Origin of the sequence: Acinetobacter sp. TGL-Y2 (assembly GCF_001612555.1) — a bacterium.
Classification (GTDB): Bacteria; Pseudomonadota; Gammaproteobacteria; order Pseudomonadales; family Moraxellaceae; genus Acinetobacter.
Genome location: NZ_CP015110.1, coordinates 1,988,480 through 2,004,483, shown reverse-complemented (window position 1 = coordinate 2,004,483; position 16,004 = coordinate 1,988,480). Strand labels below are relative to the sequence as shown.

Sequence of the window (16,004 nt, the reverse complement as noted above, 5' to 3'; positions counted from 1 at the left end):
GCAACTTTTGTGTGATGGAAAAAAGACCCATGAGTATCATTGTTGCGTTGGATGCAAAGAGCCAATTTGAGGCCTTAACGATTGCTGAACAACTTGATCCATCACTGTGTAGAGTGAAAGTGGGCAAAGAAATTTTTACGCATGAAGGTCCATCTGTGGTGCGTGCATTACATGATCAAGGATTTGATGTATTCCTTGATTTAAAATTTCACGATATTCCAAATACAACGGCTCAAGCGGTGTGTGCAGCGGCGGATCTAGGGGTATGGATGGTCAATGTTCATGCCTCAGGTGGCCGTAAAATGATGGAAACCTGTGTAGAGCGTATTCAAGCAGGAAACTATCAAACTCAACTCATTGCAGTGACTGTATTGACTTCTATGGGGCGTGAAGACTTAAAAGATTTAGGTTTAGATGTTGAGCCTTTTGAACAGGTTAAGCGTTTGGCGAAATTAACCCAAGACAGTGGTTTAGATGGTGTGGTGTGCTCTGCACAAGAAGCGAAAATGCTTCGAGAAACCTTAGGGCAAGAGTTTTCTTTGGTTACACCTGGTATTCGACCTGCGGGTTCAAATGCGGATGATCAAAAACGCATTGTGACTCCCAAACAAGCCATGTTGGATGGTTCAACCCATTTGGTGATTGGTCGTCCAATTACGCAAGCCAGTAATCCGAGTCAAATGCTTAAAGATATTTTACAGAGCCTTGAGTCTGTTATTTGATCTGTTCAATGCGATAAAAAAATCCACGCTGAACGTGGATTTTTTTATGTCTGATTTAATTGTTAGAGTATGGCTTTTAAACGTTGAATCACTTCTTCACACTGCTTTAAATCCGCCACTAAGGCCAGTCGAACATGACCTTCACCTGGATTGCCTTGCTCAGTATCACGAGACAAATAGCGACCCGGTAAAACTTTAATGTGTGCTTTTTCCATCAAAAGTTGGGCAAATTTTTCGTCATTTTCAACTTTAAGCCAGTAATAAAAGCCAGCATCTGGTTTCTTGAGTGGTAATAAATGTCCGAGTTCTTTTTGAAATAAATTAAATTTAGCGCGGTATTGGATACGGTTTTCTTCGACATGGCTTTCGTCATTCCATGCTGCAATTGAAGCCAGCTGATGTTGTACTGGCATCGCTGCTCCGTGATAGGTACGGAATTTCAAGTATGGTTTTAATAGATTTGCATCACCTGCAACAAAACCTGAACGCATACCCGGTAAATTTGAACGTTTAGAGAGGGAGTGAAATACGATGCAATTTTTATAATCATCGCGGCCTATTTCAGCACACACTTCTAACAGTCCGACAGGAGCTTCATCAAACCAAAGCTCTGAATAACATTCATCCGATGCGATCACGAAATTATATTGATCTGATAGGGCAATGAGTTTTTTAAATTGCTCTTTTGAAAGAACTGCACCTGTTGGGTTACCGGGAGTGCAGACGAACAGAAGGGCTGTCTTCTCCCAGACCTCAGCAGGAACAGAATCAAAATCACCGAGGTAATCATTGTCTTCCGTGCAGTTGATGAAGTAGGGTGTTGCGCCTGCCAATAAAGTCGCACCTTCGTAAATTTGATAAAACGGATTGGGCATCACCACATAGGGCGCTTCATCACGATTGATCAGTGCTTGCACAAATGAAAAAATACCTTCACGTGTTCCAGTGACCGGAATGATGTGATCTTCAGCACTAATGTTATTTAATTTAAAACGCCGGGTTAACCAGTTGGCGATGCTTTGGCGTAATTCAGGCAAACCTTTACTGTTTGGGTAAGTCGACAGATGATTAAAATTCTCGAGAATCGCTTGTTTCACAAACTCTGGCGCAGGATGCTTGGGTTCACCAATAGACAAAGGAATCAATGGTAAATCAGCGGGTTTGACATCCTTAAAAAGCTGGTTCAATTTTTCAAAAGGATAAGGATGTAATAAAGTCAAACTTGAGTTCATGAAACAATTACCGTGATGTTAAATCAATAAATAAAATTAATGGGTATTGCAGACTTGATTAGAGGCTTCATCTAAGGCTGCAATTAAGCGTTCAGCAAAAGCCTTGGATTCACTGTCTGTCATCGGAATATTATTCTTTTTCGTGACAAAGAAAATATCCTCGGCGCGTTCACCTAATGTGGCAATACGGGCGGAATGAATATCAAGACCTTGCATCATAAATAATCCGCCAATTTTCGCCAGTAAGCCGGGATGATCGAGCGTTGCAATTTCAACCATATTTTGCTGTAACGCTTCATTGAGCGTGATATCGACTGTATTTTCAATATCAAAATGACGCAATTGGCGTGGAATACGGCGCTGCATCAAGCCTGGATATTTGTCTGAATCACTTAAGGCTTGTACCAGTGCTTGCTGCACGGTGGCTTCACGCTCAGGATCAGTCAGCAGTGTGCCAAAACGATCGAGCACCACATAGGTATCCAAGCTAAAGGCCTTAGTGGCAGTAATAATACGTGCATCTTGGACATCGAGATTCATCCGATCCAGCACAGCCACGGTGGTTGCAAATAGATTCGGCTGATCCTGCGTATAAATAAAGATTTGCACGGCATCTTGTGCAGCCTTTCGGTGCGCACGCATCATCACGATTGGAGCAGGATTATCACCATGTTCCAATATGACACGGGTATGCCATGCAACCTCATCTGCGGTTTCTTTAAGGAAATAATCATCACCGAGTTCTTGCCAGACTTTTTCGACTTCATCTAAAGAGAAGTCGTTGACCAATAATTCACTGGCTGCAAATTTGGTGTCTTCAATCAGCAGTTGATACTCGACAGGACGTCCAAGCCCAGTACGAATGTCATCACGTGCATGAGTGTAAAGCTGGCGCATGAGCGATGAACGCCACGTATTCCAAAGACTTGGATTGGTTGCATTGATATCTGCCACGGTCAGTGTGTACAGATAATCGAGATGCTCCATATCACCGAGTTTCTCAGCAAATGCTTTGACGATATCTGGATCTGAAATATCTTTCTTTTGTGCAGTCATCGACATCAGCAAATGGTTTTGAATGAGCCATGCAACCAGATTACATTCTCTTTCAGTAAAACCGTGGGCGGTACAAAATTCAATCGCATCCACTGCACCCAGTTCACTGTGATCACCACCACGGCCTTTGGCAATGTCATGAAACAGGGCTGCTAAGAAGACAATATCACGGCGCACTAAACGCTGAAACACTGAGCTGACTACAGGATAATCCTTGGCGAATTCAGGTTCTTTAAAGCGATTTAAATTTCGAATCAATAACAGGGTATGTGCATCGACAGTGTAAATATGAAATAAATCATATTGCATGAGTCCCATGATCTGACCAAATGCAGGAATATAATTACCCAAGACCCCATAGCGTTTCATCGCCAGCATGGTTTCATACAGACGATAAGGTGAGCGAATAATCGCCATAAATAGGGCTTGATGCACAGGATTATTGCGATAATCTTGATTAATACGTTTTGCTGCAAGTGTTAGCAGTCGGAGGGTTCTTGCGCGAATGCCTTGAATTTCAGGTCGATTGGCTAAAATATAAAATATTTCTAATATCGCGCTGGGTTTTTCTGAGAAAATTTTATGGTGCTGAACTGCAAGTTTGCCATCGACCAATTTGAAATTTTCATTAATTTCTTCAATTTGACGCTCATAGTTCGGCAGGCGCGGGGTAATGACCGACTCATTAAAATACGCCAACAGCATTTCATTTAAAGTTGAGACTTGTTGAGCTGCACGGTAGTAGCGTTTCATGAACTGTTCAATCGGGTAATTGATATGTTCGCCTTCCACTTTTTGGTAGCCAAATTTCGTTGCAATATCACGTTGATAATCAAACAGCAGACGGTTTTCATCGCGTTTGGTGAGGCGGTGCAGTTGAGTGCGGATTTCCCAGAGAAAGTTTTCAGCTTCTTCTAAAACGCCCAGTTCAAACTCAGAAATAAAACCCAAATGGACCAAGTCATAAATACGATTGACTCGAAAATGACGTTTAGCAATCCACCCAATTTGGTTGATATCTCGAATACCGCCGGGTGCATTTTTAATATCCGGTTCTAAGTTGCTTTCGGTATTGTTATGTTGAGCATAACGTCGGGCTTGTTCATCCATTTTCGCATCAAAAAAGGTTTTATCTGTCCACGTTTGTGACACCACACGCCGCGGCCATTTGGCCAAATGCGGATTACCCGTAATGAGGCGTGCTTCAATGAGCGTGGTAGCAACAGTTAAATCGGCCATGGCTTGATCAAAGCAGTGCTGAATGGTACGCACACTCACGCCAGGTTTGAAATTGCCCACATCCCAAAGCGATGAGATAAAACTGGAAACGGCAATCTCTTGCTCTGGCGTTAAGGCATCTTCAGACAAGATCATGATGTCCACATCTGAATAAGGCAGCATTTCACGGCGACCGTAACCCCCGACTGCAAATAAACCCAAATTGCTCTGATCGAGTTCGACATGCTTCCAGAGGAAAATTAGGGCTTCATCGATCAGATTGGAACGTGCCAGAATAATCTCACGAATCGGCTTTCCTTGATCAAATTCTGTTTGCAACTGATTTTCGACATCGCTACGCCACTGGTTAATGGCTTTAATGTCATGAATATTAGAAACATATTGATCTAAAGGAGACGTGTTGATCATGAAATAATTGCCCGCCCAAATGTGTTGATACTATTTATTTTGATGTACAGAAACTTTCGATGCTACTTCGATTGCCAGTTCACGTGCTTGATCGGTTGTTTCTGCACGAGCCGTCGCAACGCCCATACGGCGACGTTTAAAACCTTCTGGCTTTCCAAAGAGTCGTAAATCAGTATTTGGATTTTCTAAAGCAAGATCTAAGCCAGAGAATGAAAGATTTTGATCATCTACACCTGCATAAATGACAGCGCTTGCAGCCACGCTATGACGTTGGGTGTTGACAGGTAGGCCTAAAATGGCGCGCGCATGTAGTTCAAATTCACTTTGAAATTGGGATGCAAGCGTGACCAAACCCGTGTCATGAGGTCGTGGTGAAACTTCACTAAACCAAACTTGATCTGCTTTGACAAACAGTTCTACACCGAAAATACCACAACCCCCAAGGGCAATGGTGACTTTATTGGCAATTCGTTTTGCTTCATCCAGTGCAGCCGCTGACATCGGCTGAGGCTGCCAGCTTTCAACATAGTCACCTGCATCTTGACGGTGTCCAATCGGGTCGCAGAAATGCGTTTCGATTTCACCTGTTTGCGAATTTTTAGCACGGACGGTGAGCAGTGTAATTTCAAAGTCAAAATCAATTTGTGATTCCACAATGACAGTACCTTGATTTACACGACCGCCGGTTTGTGCGTATTTCCAAGCTGCATCGACTTCAGCAAACGCTTTTACGCGAGATTGACCTTTACCGGAAGATGACATCACCGGCTTAACAAAGTTTGGATAACCAATATCATCACATGCCGCGCGGAACGACTCTAAAGTGTCTGCAAAACGATAAGCTGATGTCGGAAGACCTAATTCCTCTGCTGCCAAGCGTCGTATACCTTCACGGTTCATGGTTAGATTGACGGCTTTAGCCGAAGGAATGACCGTGGCGATGTTTTGTTCTTCGATTTCGATTAACACTTGTGTTGCAATCGCTTCAATTTCAGGCACGATCAGATGAGGTTTAACTTGTTCAATTAAGGCTTTGAGTGCAGATGGGTCTGCCATATTTAAGGTATATGAAAAATGAGCCACTTGCATAGCAGGAGCATGGTTATATCGGTCAGCTGCGTGTACTTCGACACCTAAACGCTGCAAAGAAATCACCACTTCTTTCCCTAATTCGCCTGATCCAAGCAGCAGAACTTTGAATGCAGAAGATTGAAGTGGAGTACCGAGAATAACGCTCATGCTGATCATCCATGCTTGATATTTTGGTCTTTTAGCATATCAGAACTAGCACAGCTGTTAAGCTTTGATTCACATAAAATAATGATATTGTCTAACACTATTTTAGATAACGAATACCTTAATGAATGTATTCATGAAAATGACAAAGGCAGGTAGGTATAAACCAATCCATAGCTTAAGGCCGCGGTTAAAGTCGCAGGGACAATTTGCCTAAATTTGAAATATAGACCTGTTAGCACAGCAAAACCGACCAACATGGCAAAGCTTTTATTGGGTGTTTGGAGGAGTGGCGGAAGGGTGGCCACCACGAGCATAGAGCTAATTGCTGCGATACCAATTGAACCCAGTGCAATTTTGATCCATAAAGAACCGCGTTTTTGTGAGCCTTGTTGGAACTTTTGAATTACAAAAAAAGGACCGAAGCGTGATGCAAAGTTAGCAATTCCCACCACAATTCCGACCAGAATAATCTCAAGATTCATGTTGTTCTCCAACCACAGCGTCATGGTGACGCTTTAAAACATAATGCTCAAATAAGCCTGCAAGGATACCTGACGTGATACCAATAAAAATGGCAGCAGAAATATCAATAAAATAGCAGGCTACAGCAGATACAAGCGTGGTAATGGCAACCACAAAGGTATGTTTCTTTTCAAAGGCAGCCAATAAGAAACTTAAGAAAAGTGCAGGAAGTAAAAAGTCTAAAGCCGCTTGTAAAAACTGCGGCATGTTGCTGACTTGATCTGCAAAAATTCCACCGAGAAACGAACCCAGTGCCCAAGATAGCCAGCTAAATAAACTTAATCCCAGCATCCAAGATTCAGACCATTCTTGACGGCGCTGAGTCAATTTAATCATGCCTGAGGCAAAAACTTCGTCAGTCAAACCCCATGACCAAATCGCGGTTTTCTTTAAATTGAGTTTGTCTTGAATTAAGTTTTGAAGTGCAGGCCCGTAAAGCAGATGACGGATATCTAAGGCAATAACGGTCAGCGCCGTCATCCAGATCGACGTACCACTGCCTAAAAGTGCGACCACTAAAAATTGACTTGCGCCCGCATACATCGAACAAGATAAAAATAAAGCTTCCCAAGCGCTAAAACCAAACTGGGTGGCAGATACCCCAAAGGCGAAGGAAACAGGAAGATAAGTAAATATAATTGCTTGACTGTCTTTAGCGCCTTGCCAAAAACCAGCAGGTTTTATTGTTGAGATTGTCTGCTCTGACACGCTACACCTGATGCGAAAAGAATAAAAGGTAGAAATCAAGATTGAGTATTGTAGCTGAATTTACTAGCATAGGCCGAATTGTTTGTTTGGGCGATCCTATGTTTGCTTTGAAAGATTATCCTTGGCTGTGCATGTGTATGATACTCATGACAGTTGGGCTACAAGGTTGTGGAAATTCATCAAACGGAACTGACGAAAAGATTGAACTGAAAGTTGCACCGAAGATTACCAATGATGCAACGGTTTACGCGCAGCAAGCTTGGGTGTTGATCAATCAGGTCGATCCTGTGCTGTATAATGCGCAGACAGATCAGATTGCAACTCAAGTACGTGAACCTGTACGTAAGCTTATTTTAGATTGGCGTATTAATGTAAAAATGACAGACTCGGTGACTGAAGGAAAATATGCTTTGTGCCGTAAAGCATTGAACAGCATAGATTCTTGGGCACGTGCCATCGCGGAAAATGAAGGGCAGCTAGCAACCCGACAAGCCAATTATGAGCGAGATAAAACGCAGTGTAAAACTGCGATAGACAACCCAGCACTGGGCAATACCAAGGAATATAAAAATTTATTCTAAGGTCTAATTTGAGTATAAAAAAGCCCCGAATCATCGGGGCTTTTTAGGCTTCAAAACTTATGTTTTTGAAAATATTTTTAGACGTTAAAACGGAAATGTAAAACATCGCCATCTTGGACGATATACGTTTTACCTTCTAAACGCCATTTACCTGCTTCTTTCGCGCCAGCTTCACCGTTGTATTGAATGAAGTCGTCATAAGCCACACATTCAGCACGGATAAAGCCTTTTTCAAAGTCGGTATGAATCACGCCAGCCGCTTGAGGGGCAGTCGCACCGATTTTCACAGTCCACGCACGTACTTCTTGTACACCTGCAGTGAAATAGGTTTGTAAGCCAAGAAGTGAATAGCCTGCGCGAATCACGACGTTTAGACCCGGCTCTTCCATACCCATTGCTTCTAGGAATTCAGCACGGTCTTCATCTTCAAGCAATGAAATCTCAGCTTCGATTTGGTTGCATAATGGCACAACAATCGCATTTTCTTCAGCAGCTAATTTTTTCACAGCATCTAAATGTGGGTTGTTTTCAAAACCGTCTTCAGCCACGTTTGCAATGTACATGGTTGGTTTTAAAGTCATTAAACCGTAACCACGAACCAATTTACGTTCATCATCATCAAGATCAGCTGCGCGAGCAGGCTTACCTTCATCCAGTAATGGCTGGATTTTTTCTAAAATTGCTTTAACTGCAATCGCTTCTTTGTCACCGCTTTTTGCAGATTTGCTTAAACGCGTGATCGCTTTCGCCACAGCTTCGAGGTCAGCCAGTGCCAGTTCAGTGTTAATGGTTGCAATATCGTCGAGTGGATCAATACGACCATTGACGTGAATCACGTTTTCATCTTCAAAACAACGTACCACGTGAGCAATGGCATCTGTTTCACGGATGTTGGCAAGGAATTGGTTACCCAAGCCTTCACCTTTCGATGCACCCGCAACCAAACCTGCAATATCAACGAATTCCATAGAGGTTGGAATCACACGTTGTGGTTTAACAATGGCAGTGAGTTTATCTAAACGTGGGTCAGGCACAGGAACGATACCTGTGTTGGGTTCAATGGTACAAAATGGGAAGTTTTCTGCAGCAATAGCAGCTTTAGTCAATGCATTGAAAAGTGTAGATTTACCAACGTTCGGCAAGCCGACAATACCGCAATTAAAACCCATGAAATGACTCACAAAGTGTTTTTTAAAAATTGTCGCTGATTTTACATGAAAGCTGTGACAAAGTCAGGTCACAAATCGGGTTTTCAAAGTGTGATGGGGTCTTGAAATATTTCAGCACATGATACTTGTGCGATGAGATCAATGGTTTGAGTAGACAATCTGTGGGTTTTAATCAAACATAATATCGATTCTAAAGGTATATCGCTTTTATTTCAGCAGAGTGTCAGATGAGATGGTCAAAATAGCCTAAGCATATTTAATTGCTCCATGAGATTTGAATCAAATAAATCATGCAAACCTCATAGCGCGATTCATGTTTAAATTTTACGTTTATCCAGCAGGTTAGACAAATTATCTCCCAATGCTTGAACCAACATAACCAGTACCACCAAAACTAAAATGACTGCCAACATGATTTGCATGTCAAAGCGCTGATAGCCATAACGATAGGCAATATCGCCTAAACCACCTGCGCCAATGGCACCGGCGATGGCAGAGGAGTTAATCATCGTCACAAGAGTGACTGTAAAGCCCGCCACAATACCGGGTAAAGCCTCAGGCAAGAGCACATGCCAAATGATTTGCTTACGATTACAGCCCATGGCTTGCGCCGCTTCAATCAAGCCATGATCGACTTCGCGCAGGCTGACTTCTGCGATGCGTGCAAAGAAAGGTGTCGCTGCAATGGTTAAAGGCACAACAGCCGCCCAAACGCCATAACTTGTTCCTACAATAAAACGGGTGAGTGGAATGAGTGCCACCATTAGAATCAAAAAGGGCACAGAGCGGGTGATATTCACGATCCAGCCCAACACTTGGTGAATACTTTTCGATGGGTAAATACCGTGCTCTGAAGTATTGACCAAAATCACCGCCATCGGTAAACCTATCAATAAGGCAAAAAAAGCAGATACGCCCACCATCAGTAAAGTATCAATGGTTCCTGTAATCAGCAAATCAATGAGTTGGTCGTGCATAGCCCAATACCTCTACATGTGCAATCTGATGTTTAAACTTATTTTTGAGTGTTGCGATATCAAGGTTGAGATCTGGTACGGTAAGGATCAGTGTCCCGACCAGATGATGTTGAATGGTATCTACATGGCTTTGATATAAATACACGGATTGCTGAAACTGATTTAACACATGGGCAAGGTCAGGCGAGGATTTGGTGTCAGTAGCATATTTTAATTTCACTACACTATGCGTCACCAGTTCATTTAACTCGTTATACACTTTAAAGGGTAAATCCAGTTGTTCCAGATTAAGTAGCTCTTGGGTAATCACTTGCTGTGGATTTGAAAAAACCGACCAGACTTGACCCGATTCTACAATTTCGCCTTGATCAATCACCACCACTTGATCACAAATCTCACGGATCACTTGCATTTCATGGGTAATCAGTACAATGGTAATCCCCAGTTCAAGATTAATTTTTTTCAGGAGTGCCAAGACCACAGAAGTGCTTTCAGGATCTAGCGCGGAAGTGGCCTCGTCACAGAGTAAAATTTCAGGTTTGCTGACCAAGGCACGCGCAATCCCTACACGTTGCTTTTGACCGCCTGAAAGCTGAGACGGATAATGCTGGGCTTTGTCAGTTAAACCGACCAGTGCGAGCACTTCATTGACACGCGTTTCGATCTCTTTCGTTTTATAGTGAGCAATCTTGAGCGGCAACGCCACATTTTCCCAGACTGTTTTGGCTGACATTAAATTAAAATGTTGAAAAATCATACCCATTTTCTGTCGAAGTTGAATCAGTTCAGTATGCCCAAGTTCACTCAAAGACTGCTGATGAATCTGGATATGACCTTGGTCAATGTTCTCTAGACCATTTAGGGTTCGAATGAGGGAAGATTTACCTGCGCCACTTTTACCAATAATGCCTAAAATTTTGGCTTGCGGAATATCTAGGTTGATATTTTTAAGTGCATGTACTTGCTGACCATTGACGTGATAAAACTTATTTAAATGTCGAATCGTGACATGCGGAACAGCAAATTCAATGTGTGAGCCGAAACTAACCATACTGTTACTCCTTATTTCCAACCTTTAAACCATAGTTTTTCACCGATATCTGCATTCAGTTCTTGTTTTACTTTTTCAGAATTTTGATAGATCTGAATAAATTTCTTCAAGTTTTCAGCTTTTTCAGGGTGGGTTTGTTCATAGTCATCACGGACCACAAATAAAATGGCATAACGCGTGTTATTGATTTGATCAAGAACTAAAGCAGCATTAGGGTCTATGGTTTTAGCCAAACGCAGATACATTGGGTAACTAAAGACCAAATCAGCTTCGTCTACAGCACGAGCGGTCTGAGGACCTTCCACCTCAATGAATTTTAAATTTTTAGGATTGCTGGCAATATCTTGTAGATTAGATAAGTGATTATTCGCATCTTTTAAAGTAATGAGTTTTGATTGTTGTAGAAGTAATAATGCTCGACCTTGATTTACTGGATCATTGGGGATTACAACGCGAGCGCCATCTACAACTTGATCAACGGATTTATATTTTTTAGAATACAATCCAACATGTGTGCCTGACCCTATGCCAAGCGCTTTTAGCTTGAAATTAGTTTCTTTTAAAGCATTGTCCAAAAAGGGTTGATGTTGAAAATAGTTCGCATCAATATCGCCATGATTAAGCGTGATATTTGGTGTATTCCAATCTGAAAACTCTACTAATTTGACGTTAATTCCTTCTTTTTTAGCCTCATCTACTGCCACTTGTAAGGGTTTTGCAAATGGAGGACTAATTCCAATGACAATTTCTTGCTGATCTTGTTTGCCTTTTTGTGACCAAATGACGAGTCCAATAATGATGGCAACAATAACAACTGCGACAATAGTGAGTTTCTTTTTAGCGGATTGATTTGTAGTTTGTGGCATAGTGCACCCCGAGTTTTAATATTCTTAAGCTGTTTGCTTTGTTAAATCTTTAGTTTTAATAGTTGAGTGAGAGCTTTGACATCGAAACTGTTGGGCGGGGTGGTTGGCAGGTAAATGATGACCTTTTTGAAAAATTTTATGTCTTAAACTCCCAGAATCATATTCAGTTTTATAACGCCCTCGTTGCTGTAACACAGGAATGACCAAATCAATAAAATCATGATGAGATTCAGGGGCGACAGTACGAGTCAGATTAAAACCATCAATTCCTGTGTCATCCATCAGTTGAATTAAGGCGTCTGCAACGGTTTCAGCACTGCCCACAATCAGTGGATAGCGTCCACCCAGTCTGTGCTGTGCTTTGAGGTCATTTTTTGAAATTTTTTGTTCTTTGAATTTCTGATTGACTGAGGCAATGCTGTTGGTTTTTTGGTAGGGAATGGCTTCATCATCTGTAAATTTCGACAAATCAATACCAACTGAACTTGAATAATGTGCGAGTCCTGCTTCTGGGCTGGCATAGCGTTCGTACTCTGCTAGCTTTTCCTGTGCCAATTGATCTGTTGCAGCAGTGACTACGGTAATACCGACGAAAATTTTAATTTCCTCAGCAGGACGCCCTTGTTCTAATGCCAATAGACGAATGTCATTTACTTGTTTTTTTATTTTTTCAGGCTGATCACCACCAATAAAAATCCCTTCTGCATGACGTGTAGCAAAACTTAAGCCTTTGGCAGATGAACCCGCTTGGAACAGGACAGGGGTGCGTTGAATAGATGGCGACACTTGAAACACGCCTTGGCTTTGATAAAACGGTCCATGATGTTGAATGGCGTGCACTTTTTTAGGGTCTGTAAAGATGCGATTTTTCTTGTCTTTCACTACCGCATCATTTTCCCATGAACCTTCCCAAAACTTATAGCAAAGTTCTAAAAATTCTTCTGCCTGATCATAACGTAGGTCATGATCTTTTAAGCCTTTTTGTCCAATCAGCCGTTCGGCACTGTCTAGATAACCCGTTACGATATTCCATCCAATACGACCATGACTCAAATGATCTAAACTGGCAAATCGCCGTGCAAATTGATAAGGAGACTCATAACTTAAATTGACCGTAATTCCAAACCCGAGATGGTGCGTAACTGCTGCCATAGCAGATACCAATGTACTTGGATCATGACTTGGAAGTTGAATGGACTCTTTTAAGGTTAAATCGAGACCATTCTGATAGACATCATATACGCCCGTAATATCGGCAATAAATAATCCATCAAATAAACCTTTTTCCAAGGTTTGGGCTAAATCTGTCCAATAGCTCAGCTCATTGAAACGATGTGATTCATCTCTGGGATGGGTCCATAGACCGTGATTGATATGTCCAACAGAGTTCATATCAAAGGCATTGAGTAAAATTTTCTTTGGCGTAATGGTCATTACAGTGTTCCTCGGCGGGGAGGAACAACACCATTTAATGCAAAATTAGCAATGAAATAATATTTCCAGCGTGAGGCATCATGTAGGGTATGAACCCGAGCATTACGCCAAAAACGATCTAATCCCGTTTGACGCTGACTGCCACGACTGCCTGCCAGCTCGATCAATTTTGAGGACGCTTTAAGTGCAGTCTCTGTACTGTGCGCGCGCACTTTAGCGACATCTAATGAAGCTTTAGCGACATGATGTTCAGTGGGGTCAGCTTTGGCCAAGTCCACTGATTTAGCCGCGCGTTTTAACAAAACTTCAGATGCACGCACATCAGTCACGACACGTCCCAATTCAAATAAAGTCAGAGGATCTTGGGTGGCGTAATCGACCCCTGAATCAATCCAAGGACGGGCTTGACGGACATGAATCAAGGTTTCTTCAAAGGCAGCGCGTGCAATGCCTGTTTCAATGGCGGCATGAATTAGCTGAGCAAAGGGTCCTGAAGTGGTCGGCTTGCTATAGGCTTCATCAAATGCAATCACGTCTTCTGCCAGTATGTGAACATTGTCAAACTTTACTGTGCCGCTGCCCGTGGTGCGCTGCCCAAAACCGCTCCAGTCATCGATAAAAGTCAGCCCGACATTGTTGGAGGGCACAAAAGCTAAAAATTGACGCTCAAGATCATCAGTGACCAAAGTGGGAATCCGCTGTGCAAATAAACTGCCCGTGCAATAGAATTTTTCACCATTGATCACAAAACCATGATTGGTCTTACGAAGAGCGGTATGTTTATGCGAGGCAGTTTTGGTTTTAAACTCAGCCAAGGCATTGCCAAATCTGGCCCCCCTTAAAACTTCGGCATACAATTTCTGTTTTTGCTGTTCTGTTCCGGTATTGCGTAGAATCTCTAAGGCATAAAAATGATTCTGAGGGATTTGACCGATCGAACCATCGACACCACTCATTAAGGCAATAATTTTTGCCAAGGTATAGCTTGATACCTCGGCGCCGCCATATTGTTTGGGTACGGTAATGGCCCACAAACCCGACTGACTATAGGCCTGTATTTCATCAAACGGCAAAATACGTTCAATGTCACGTTGAATGGCATTTTTTTTAAATTGTTCAGCCAGCGCTTGAGCCACTTCAAGTGCTTCAGCATCGGATTGAATAATATGCGCGTGGGTCACGTGGAGCACTTGTGCCTGTTCAGCACTTTTTACATGTTGAATTTGTTGATAGGAAGTCATGGTGTTGCTCCTTAAATCCAAGCGTGGCGAGCAGGAAGTTTGTCATTCAAGTAATACTCACCCAATGCATGTAGTTTCCATCGAATAGGATCATGGAGCGTATGCACACGGGCATTACGCCAGTGTTGATCTAAGTTATGCGTACTCAGGCTTGAACGGCTACCGCCTAATTCGAGAAGTTTTTCAGAAATATGTAGCGCTGCATCATTGGCATAAACTTTTGCCTCTGCGACTAAAATGGACGCTTTAGCGGCTTGTTCGTCTGTGATATGTTCAAGCGCATCGAGTTCATCTAAATATTCAGCAGCGTCGTCAAGCAGTAAAATTGCCGCGTCAAGCAGCACATTTGATTTACCGATCTCTTGTAAGGTGTAGTGCTCAAAACGGGCATGTTCGACTTGCGCGTCAATAATTGGGCGGGCTTTTTGCACCGCAGTTAAAGTATCTGCGAAAGCGGCTTCAGCAATACCAACATCAATGGCGACTTGCATTAACTGTGAAAAGGCGCCGCGGTAGTTGGTTTGGGTGCTCAGCAAACGCTCATCAAAAATAAGAAAGGGGTCTATTTCGACCTGATTTAAGCTGATTGTGCCACTTGAGGTGGTACGTTGCCCAAAACCATCCCAGTCATTGATGACGTCCACACCTTTGGCATGACGATCAATGATGGTCAGCACGACATGACCTTCAGGATGCACTGCTTTAATGGCCAACCAGTCTGCAAAACTGCTGCCTGTGGAGTAAAATTTTTGCCCATGAACAATGTGACGACCGTCTGCAATGCTGAGGGTGGTATTTAAGGTTTTAGAATCCTTGGTATTACGCTCAGGGCCACCATTGGCAAGGCGTTTTCCTTTTAAGATCTCAGAGAAGACAAATGCTTTTTGCTGTTCGGAACCCATAATATTGATCATGTTGAGCAGTGCAATTTGGTTTTGCGGAATTTGCCCTAAACTTGAGTCTGCTTTATTGATAATCCGAAACACATGCGCTAAGGTTTTATTCGAGACATATGCGGCACCGTAAGACTTGGGTATACGGATACCGCCCAAACCTTTCTGGCTAAACAATTCCACTTCATTAAAAGGAAGCTCGTGATTTTGGTCTCGTTTATTTCGACCTTCCAAAGCAAAATCGGCCACTTGGTAAGCAGCATTGATCGCATCTTGTTCATTTTCAATAATATGGACACTTTCAGTGATTAAGCGTGACATAATGAAATCCTCTTTGAATCTCATTACGCTACGCCTGAAGGCTTTAGTTTTTAAATGTCAGATTTTGCTGAGCTATGCTGAAAAAAGATTAAAAAAAAATGATGATAAGGTTTGATTCAAAATGAATAATTCAACAGACTGAAAATACTCAATATTTGTAAATTGCATGATGCTGTGGCTGGTTTGCATATTTATTTTAAAGATAAGGTTTTAATCAATACGTATAAAACCGAATCAGTCAAAACTGCTCAAGCATGACTTATACCCAGAAAATGAGTTGGATTGCGGGTTGTCTTTTCGCGAGGGCTTATCTAGGGTACACTCAAGAGAAGTCAAAACTGTTTA

The 16,004-nt window shown here is 42.3% G+C and carries 14 protein-coding genes; 2 read left to right on the top strand and 12 right to left on the bottom strand.

Annotated features, from left to right (window positions below; genetic code table 11):
- The first annotated feature begins 14 nt into the window (after nucleotides 1-14).
- A complete protein-coding gene (pyrF, locus tag AMD27_RS09555) occupies nucleotides 15-722 on the top strand; it encodes an orotidine-5'-phosphate decarboxylase (RefSeq protein ID WP_171254796.1) in 708 nt (235 codons plus the stop codon).
- A gap of 62 nt (nucleotides 723-784) precedes the next feature.
- Here the strand turns inward: pyrF and dapC are convergent, their stop codons facing one another.
- From dapC to AMD27_RS09530, 5 genes are all read right to left on the bottom strand, one after another.
- Nucleotides 785-1,954: a succinyldiaminopimelate transaminase gene (gene dapC / locus AMD27_RS09550; RefSeq protein WP_067659562.1), complete on the bottom strand. Its 1,170-nt coding sequence runs from the start codon at nucleotides 1,952-1,954 to the stop codon at nucleotides 785-787.
- A gap of 36 nt (nucleotides 1,955-1,990) precedes the next feature.
- Nucleotides 1,991-4,657 (bottom strand): [protein-PII] uridylyltransferase, encoded by a 2,667-nt coding sequence (gene glnD / locus AMD27_RS09545; RefSeq protein WP_067659559.1) that lies wholly within the window; start codon nucleotides 4,655-4,657, stop codon nucleotides 1,991-1,993.
- A 30-nt stretch (nucleotides 4,658-4,687) separates the two neighbouring features.
- Nucleotides 4,688-5,905 (bottom strand): formate-dependent phosphoribosylglycinamide formyltransferase, encoded by a 1,218-nt coding sequence (gene purT / locus AMD27_RS09540; protein ID WP_171254795.1) that lies wholly within the window; start codon nucleotides 5,903-5,905, stop codon nucleotides 4,688-4,690.
- Nucleotides 5,906-6,027: 122 nt separating this feature from the next.
- Nucleotides 6,028-6,378, bottom strand: coding sequence for an L-valine transporter subunit YgaH (gene ygaH / locus AMD27_RS09535; RefSeq protein WP_067659552.1), 351 nt, complete (start codon nucleotides 6,376-6,378; stop codon nucleotides 6,028-6,030).
- Complete coding sequence (locus AMD27_RS09530) at nucleotides 6,368-7,102, bottom strand: AzlC family ABC transporter permease (RefSeq protein WP_171254841.1); 735 nt, start codon at nucleotides 7,100-7,102, stop codon at nucleotides 6,368-6,370. The genes ygaH and AMD27_RS09530 overlap by 11 nt, the downstream gene beginning before the upstream one ends.
- 122 nt (nucleotides 7,103-7,224) lie before the next feature.
- On the opposite strand from AMD27_RS09530, the gene AMD27_RS09525 reads away from it, so the two are divergent.
- On the top strand, nucleotides 7,225-7,707 hold the full coding sequence (locus tag AMD27_RS09525) for a hypothetical protein (RefSeq protein ID WP_067659546.1): 483 nt from the start codon (nucleotides 7,225-7,227) through the stop codon (nucleotides 7,705-7,707).
- 77 nt (nucleotides 7,708-7,784) lie between these two features.
- Here the strand turns inward: AMD27_RS09525 and ychF are convergent, their stop codons facing one another.
- The 7 genes from ychF to AMD27_RS09490 all read right to left on the bottom strand — a co-directional run bounded on the left by ychF (nucleotide 7,785) and on the right by AMD27_RS09490 (nucleotide 15,659).
- Entirely contained in the window at nucleotides 7,785-8,876 is a 1,092-nt protein-coding gene (gene ychF, locus AMD27_RS09520; protein WP_067659543.1) for a redox-regulated ATPase YchF, read from the bottom strand.
- Between the two features lie 317 nt (nucleotides 8,877-9,193).
- The gene (locus AMD27_RS09515) at nucleotides 9,194-9,853 is read right to left on the bottom strand and encodes a methionine ABC transporter permease (RefSeq protein WP_067659540.1); all 660 of its coding nucleotides are present in this window, start codon (nucleotides 9,851-9,853) and stop codon (nucleotides 9,194-9,196) included.
- Entirely contained in the window at nucleotides 9,834-10,904 is a 1,071-nt protein-coding gene (locus tag AMD27_RS09510) for a methionine ABC transporter ATP-binding protein (RefSeq protein ID WP_067659537.1), read from the bottom strand. The genes AMD27_RS09515 and AMD27_RS09510 overlap by 20 nt, the downstream gene beginning before the upstream one ends.
- Before the next feature lie 11 nt (nucleotides 10,905-10,915).
- Nucleotides 10,916-11,770, bottom strand: a complete 855-nt coding sequence (locus tag AMD27_RS09505) for a MetQ/NlpA family ABC transporter substrate-binding protein (protein ID WP_067659534.1) — start codon at nucleotides 11,768-11,770, stop codon at nucleotides 10,916-10,918.
- A 24-nt stretch (nucleotides 11,771-11,794) separates the two neighbouring features.
- Nucleotides 11,795-13,204, bottom strand: a complete 1,410-nt coding sequence (locus AMD27_RS09500; RefSeq protein WP_067659531.1) for an LLM class flavin-dependent oxidoreductase — start codon at nucleotides 13,202-13,204, stop codon at nucleotides 11,795-11,797.
- The gene (locus AMD27_RS09495) at nucleotides 13,204-14,445 is read right to left on the bottom strand and encodes an SfnB family sulfur acquisition oxidoreductase (RefSeq protein ID WP_067659528.1); all 1,242 of its coding nucleotides are present in this window, start codon (nucleotides 14,443-14,445) and stop codon (nucleotides 13,204-13,206) included. Before AMD27_RS09495 ends, AMD27_RS09500 begins: the two co-directional genes overlap by 1 nt.
- 11 nt (nucleotides 14,446-14,456) lie before the next feature.
- Nucleotides 14,457-15,659, bottom strand: a complete 1,203-nt coding sequence (locus AMD27_RS09490) for an SfnB family sulfur acquisition oxidoreductase (protein ID WP_067659525.1) — start codon at nucleotides 15,657-15,659, stop codon at nucleotides 14,457-14,459.
- Nucleotides 15,660-16,004: the final 345 nt, after the last annotated feature.

Excerpts from the sequence above, each read along its gene's own strand:
- pyrF (WP_171254796.1), top strand. The coding sequence starts at position 15 with ATGGAAAAAAGACCCATGAGTATCATTGTTGCGTTGGATGCAAAGAGC.
- dapC (WP_067659562.1), bottom strand. The coding sequence starts at position 1,954 with ATGAACTCAAGTTTGACTTTATTACATCCTTATCCTTTTGAAAAATTG.
- glnD (WP_067659559.1), bottom strand. The coding sequence starts at position 4,657 with ATGATCAACACGTCTCCTTTAGATCAATATGTTTCTAATATTCATGAC.
- purT (WP_171254795.1), bottom strand. The coding sequence starts at position 5,905 with ATGATCAGCATGAGCGTTATTCTCGGTACTCCACTTCAATCTTCTGCA.
- ygaH (WP_067659552.1), bottom strand. The coding sequence starts at position 6,378 with ATGAATCTTGAGATTATTCTGGTCGGAATTGTGGTGGGAATTGCTAAC.
- AMD27_RS09525 (WP_067659546.1), top strand. The coding sequence starts at position 7,225 with ATGTTTGCTTTGAAAGATTATCCTTGGCTGTGCATGTGTATGATACTC.
- ychF (WP_067659543.1), bottom strand. The coding sequence starts at position 8,876 with ATGGGTTTTAATTGCGGTATTGTCGGCTTGCCGAACGTTGGTAAATCT.
- AMD27_RS09515 (WP_067659540.1), bottom strand. The coding sequence starts at position 9,853 with ATGCACGACCAACTCATTGATTTGCTGATTACAGGAACCATTGATACT.
- AMD27_RS09510 (WP_067659537.1), bottom strand. The coding sequence starts at position 10,904 with ATGGTTAGTTTCGGCTCACACATTGAATTTGCTGTTCCGCATGTCACG.
- AMD27_RS09505 (WP_067659534.1), bottom strand. The coding sequence starts at position 11,770 with ATGCCACAAACTACAAATCAATCCGCTAAAAAGAAACTCACTATTGTC.
- AMD27_RS09500 (WP_067659531.1), bottom strand. The coding sequence starts at position 13,204 with ATGACCATTACGCCAAAGAAAATTTTACTCAATGCCTTTGATATGAAC.
- AMD27_RS09495 (WP_067659528.1), bottom strand. The coding sequence starts at position 14,445 with ATGACTTCCTATCAACAAATTCAACATGTAAAAAGTGCTGAACAGGCA.
- AMD27_RS09490 (WP_067659525.1), bottom strand. The coding sequence starts at position 15,659 with ATGTCACGCTTAATCACTGAAAGTGTCCATATTATTGAAAATGAACAA.